This is a genomic window from Treponema sp. TIM-1 (assembly GCF_046533115.1).
In the GTDB taxonomy this organism is placed as follows: domain Bacteria; phylum Spirochaetota; class Spirochaetia; order Treponematales; family Breznakiellaceae; genus JAIRMO01.
The window spans coordinates 1-4,315 of record NZ_JAJQRC010000079.1 but is presented as its reverse complement, the minus strand read 5'-3'; the positions used below and the strand labels follow the sequence as shown (position 1 = coordinate 4,315).

4 protein-coding genes are annotated in these 4,315 nt (G+C 56.0%); 2 read left to right on the top strand and 2 right to left on the bottom strand.

Translation table 11 applies throughout. The annotated features are described in order from the left end of the window. Nucleotides 1-115 precede the first annotated feature (115 nt). Nucleotides 116-1,132, top strand: coding sequence for a M15 family metallopeptidase (locus LQZ21_RS14815; RefSeq protein WP_411045354.1), 1,017 nt, complete (start codon nucleotides 116-118; stop codon nucleotides 1,130-1,132). Between the two features lie 13 nt (nucleotides 1,133-1,145). Here LQZ21_RS14815 and LQZ21_RS14810 read toward each other — a convergent pair whose 3' ends face one another. Beyond that, nucleotides 1,146-2,510 carry a hexokinase family protein gene (locus LQZ21_RS14810; RefSeq protein ID WP_411045353.1) on the bottom strand — a complete coding sequence of 455 codons (1,365 nt, stop codon included), beginning with the start codon at nucleotides 2,508-2,510 and terminating at the stop codon, nucleotides 1,146-1,148. A 301-nt stretch (nucleotides 2,511-2,811) separates the two neighbouring features. On the opposite strand from LQZ21_RS14810, the gene LQZ21_RS14805 reads away from it, so the two are divergent. Further along, nucleotides 2,812-3,498, top strand: coding sequence for an MgtC/SapB family protein (locus LQZ21_RS14805; protein WP_411045352.1), 687 nt, complete (start codon nucleotides 2,812-2,814; stop codon nucleotides 3,496-3,498). 320 nt (nucleotides 3,499-3,818) lie between these two features. On the opposite strand, the gene LQZ21_RS14800 is transcribed toward LQZ21_RS14805, so the two are convergent. Beyond that, a partial coding sequence (locus LQZ21_RS14800) for a hypothetical protein (protein WP_411045351.1) occupies nucleotides 3,819-4,315 on the bottom strand: 497 nt, incomplete at its 5' end.

Here is a 4,315-nt window from a genome sequence, read left to right as displayed (position 1 = left end):
AGAATAAAATGCCATGCATTTTATTCTAATTGCTTATGCAATAAGGAAATAACATGACCAATCGGTCATGTTATTTCTGCGCGGGTCCTTACCAAGTATTGGAAGGGGAAGCGCCATGATGTCTTTTCAAATTACCCGAAGGGTTTACCTGTTTCTGGGTTTGTTTTTTTTCTTCTCCCTTTTTAGGGCTGCTACCCAGGAAATTACCGGGGAACTGGTCCTCTATGCTTACCTCCACGCCTACCCGAAACGGGTAAGTGCCGTGGCCTGGGCCGGGGATGATTGGAGCATCACCGTGGGGGGGGAAACCTTTTATTGGGCCCAGGGACGGCTACTCCCCGCCTCCCTTCGGGGCAAGTGGGAATCCTATGGCCCCCACGGATATTACCGGTATCCGTCGGAGGTCCCTGACCCCCGGAGCTTTTCCCCGGAGCAGGTGGAACGGCTCCGCCAGCAGGGCAGCACCGAGGTCCGGTTCAACCGGGTGGATCACAATAACGCCTTTGAGGCCGCCCTGTACGGAAACCTAACCAGGGCGGAAGTAGAGCAAAACCTGAAAAAGATCAGCTTTTTAGGGCACAGCGTTACCGTCCACCACCTTATTGTGGAGCCCTTGGGCCGGGTGGACCGGCGTATTAGGGAAGCCGCTGCCGGGGACCAGGAAATTGAGTCCTTTGTGGCGTCAATTTCATACCTGGGGGGGTACAACTGGCGGGAAATCCAGGGGACCCAGCGCCGGAGCAACCATAGCTGGGGGCTGGCGGTGGATATCCAGCCGAAACGGCTGGGGAACAAGGCCATATATTGGCAATGGGAACGGGATCGGAATAAAGATTGGATGCTTGTCCCCCTGGAAAGGCGGTGGCAGCCCCCGGATGCGGTGATCCGGATCTTTGAAAGTGAGGGCTTTACCTGGGGAGGCAAATGGGCGCTTTACGACAATATGCACTTTGAGTACCGGCCGGAACTGCATGAGCTAAAGCGCCTGCTGGACCTGAACGCCTCGGCGCCGAAAAACGCCGGCGCCAAGACCGCCCCGGAACTGCACCACCTTTTCCCCGGGGACCTCCCCCCGCCGCAAGAGGCCGGTCTGTTACTCAGGATACTCCGGTTCTTTAATCCGGCGCTTTAGTCCGATCCCGCTGCTAATGCAGGGCCGCTACCGCCGCGCCGAAAAGCGAGGCCTGTTCTACCGGGGCAATCACATAGGATCGGGGCACGGGGGAAAACAGTATGGCATGGAGATAGGATTCCAGGGCTTCCCGCATCCCCTTGTAGATCACATAGGTGGTCCCCTCCACGGCAATGCGGACCGGGACAAAGGGATCATAGCCTGAACCGGTCCGTTCCACCGCGGCGGCCACCACGGCGGCGGAAAAGAGCGCCGCCCGTTCGGTTACGATTGAGGTAAGATACACCAGGGAGGTCAGAGCATCCTCCTCATCGGGCCCGAAAAGTTCCCCCAGGGGCCCTTCCCCGGCAAGGGGGGCGTACATAAAGGCGTTTAAATCTTTGGTTTGCAGCGCCGGCCAGGAGAGAAATTCCTCAGACTTTTTAAACCGCAATACCCCGTCCCGGATCGCCTGTTTCAGGATGTGGTGGGTCAGGGGGCCCAGATACGCCCCGGCATTTGACTTTTCCATGGTATATACCCCGGGATTTTTAGTGGTGGCATCGTACTCCCGGTCTAAAATGCCCAGGTACCGGGGGTGAAAGGTCCCGGCCTCGCATACCACGATCTGGGGGGAGCTTTCCGAAGCAAACCCTATCTTGGGGATGTTTTTTTCCGGGTAGGCGATATTGAATCCGGTTCCTAAAATAAGGCCGATCACCGGTCCCCCGGTTTTGCCGTACAGATCCGCCCCCCGCCATTTTCCGCCGTTGGGGGGTATCTCCGCCAAGCCGGAAAGGAGGGCCGCCACGGTATCGTTTAAGAGCACAATCCGTTCCGGGGGCTTGGTTCCCCGCCGGATCAGGGCGTCCCGAAGCCCCTGGCCTATGGCCTTGCCAATCACGTCCGGGGCGTCTACCTCCTTACTAAAGGCCAAAAGGGTCCCGTCGGAATTGGCGGTAATATCCATGGGATAGGAAAAACAAAAACCTACCCCCTCAATGGTTTTACCGGCGCTCCGGGCCTCCTCAAAAAGGGGGATGATCAGGCCGGCGATTTCGTTAAAAAAGGTTTCCGCGTCCACCCGGCCCTTCGTACCGGGCATGGGAACCTTCCGGCTGTTTTCCGGCTGTGCCTTTCCCTGGTCATCAAAACAAACCAGGGCGGCCCGGAGGTTGGTCCCCCCCGCATCCAGGGCGATCACGGTTTTCCCCGGCGGTACCCGGGTAATAGGACTTATATATGCGGGGATCATGGGGAGATTCGAACTCTGCCCCTTCAAGCCCCGTTCCATATCGGTTAGCGCGTCCCGAATCAACACCCGGGGATCGCATAGGTCATAGTGAAACCCGTAATGCCGGGCAAATTCAGCCAACAAGCCAGGATTAAAGGACGCCATAGAAACCACCTCCTATAAGCCGTTTCAAAACCCACCCAAAACAGCAGCCGTAGATTTTAACGTAAAACCGGGCCCAAGCCCCTCCTTTATTATTATCCGGCGGGCCGAATTACGCAAGGGCTTTAGCAAAGCGGCGCCCAGGCACTTTCCTATTGGAAAAAAACCTTTCCCGGTGTATACTAGGAAAAGGAGATGCTATGGACATCGTTTACCTGGATGAAGCCGGCGATCCCGTCAATAGCTGCTATGACAACGTTTGCAAGGCGGTTTTTACCCAGAAAACCTCAAGGTTAATTAGGATATGACTTCGCTTCACTTGACTGAATTGGATATGATCATCCGCCTTGTCATAAGTTTTATCGCAGGGGCGATCATTGGGTTTGAGCGATCCAGTAAGCACCAGGTGGCGGGGCTGCGGACGCATATCCTCATCTGCGAGGGGGCAACCCTCCTCATGCTGCTTTCTATCTGGCTTCCCCAGGAATTTAGCGCCTTGAAAAATGGCGATCCCGGCCGTATTGCCGCCCAGGTTGTTTCGGGCATAGGGTTCCTCGGCGCCGGGGCCATCCTCAGACTGGGTAACAATGTCCGGGGACTTACCACCGCGGGTTCCCTCTGGTTTGCCGCCGCGCTGGGGCTTGCCATTGGCGGCGGCATGTTCATCGCGGCCCTGGTCGCGGAGGTGCTGGGGCTTTCCACCCTTTGGCTCCTGGGTAAACTGGAGCGGCGGCTTTTTCCTGCCCAGCGGAACAAAACGCTGGTCATATTCTATAAAGAAGCCAATCCCGATACCAAGAAAACCCTGGAAATCCTTGGCACCTTCGGCATCAAGATGCTGGCCATGGATGTTAACCAGGCTTCCAAGGATAACGGTACTAAATTGAAACTCCTGGTGGCCCTCCCCACTTCTACCGATTACAACAAGCTGGCAAAGGCATTAAAATCCGCAATCCCCATTAAACGTTTCGAAATAAAGGAGAATTTTTAAAACCAAGGCCAAAATGGGGGAAGCTAGTTCGGGCCGGTAGACGGCATTAGTAAGAAATTTACCACGAAGGCGGTGCATTAGTAAGAATTTAACCACAGGGTAGACCGCTGCGCGGTCAATTAAATGAGCATAAGGCGAAGGAGGAATTAAGAGAGAGGAGGGAGGAATGAGGAGAGGGAAGAATGGGTGTTCCGAATATGATAATCCGTGTGATCCCCGGACCATAGGCTTGGGGATCACACGGATGGGGCGTAACGCCCGTTGCCGGGCTGCCCGAACAGGTTTTAACCTGTTCGGACAACACATTGGCAGTTAGTCGGTTAGATACCTACATCCTGCGTACTGTCAATATAAATGGTGGCGGTGCCGCTGTTGCTACCGGTAATAACCTGGCTGCCGCTGTTCTTAAGACCGGTGAATTTACCCGGCCCACTAGTACCAGCAGTGGGATTGTCGGTATAGATAGATACAGTCGTTGTCCCCAAGGTTACCCCCCCTATTTTAGTCGCCGCCGAATATGCGGTAGTCAGGGTCGGGCTGGCTCCAATCTGTATGGCCGAGTCGGTCGTCGTAAAGGTTATCTGTCCGGGATCTGTGCCGCCGCCGATGATGATCCTGCCGAACGCCCCGCCGGTGGTACCGCCAAGGTCAATGATGGTTTTTTGACTGGGCCCCAGGACCAGCGCGTTGCTGCTGACCGCATTCTGCGTAATGGTTGCGCCCGGACCCAGGGCGGTGAGGACCTCTGTTCCTCCGCCCGCATTGATGGTTATCCCGGTTGCAGCTCCCGTCAGCGTGATGGACCCTACACCGGTGC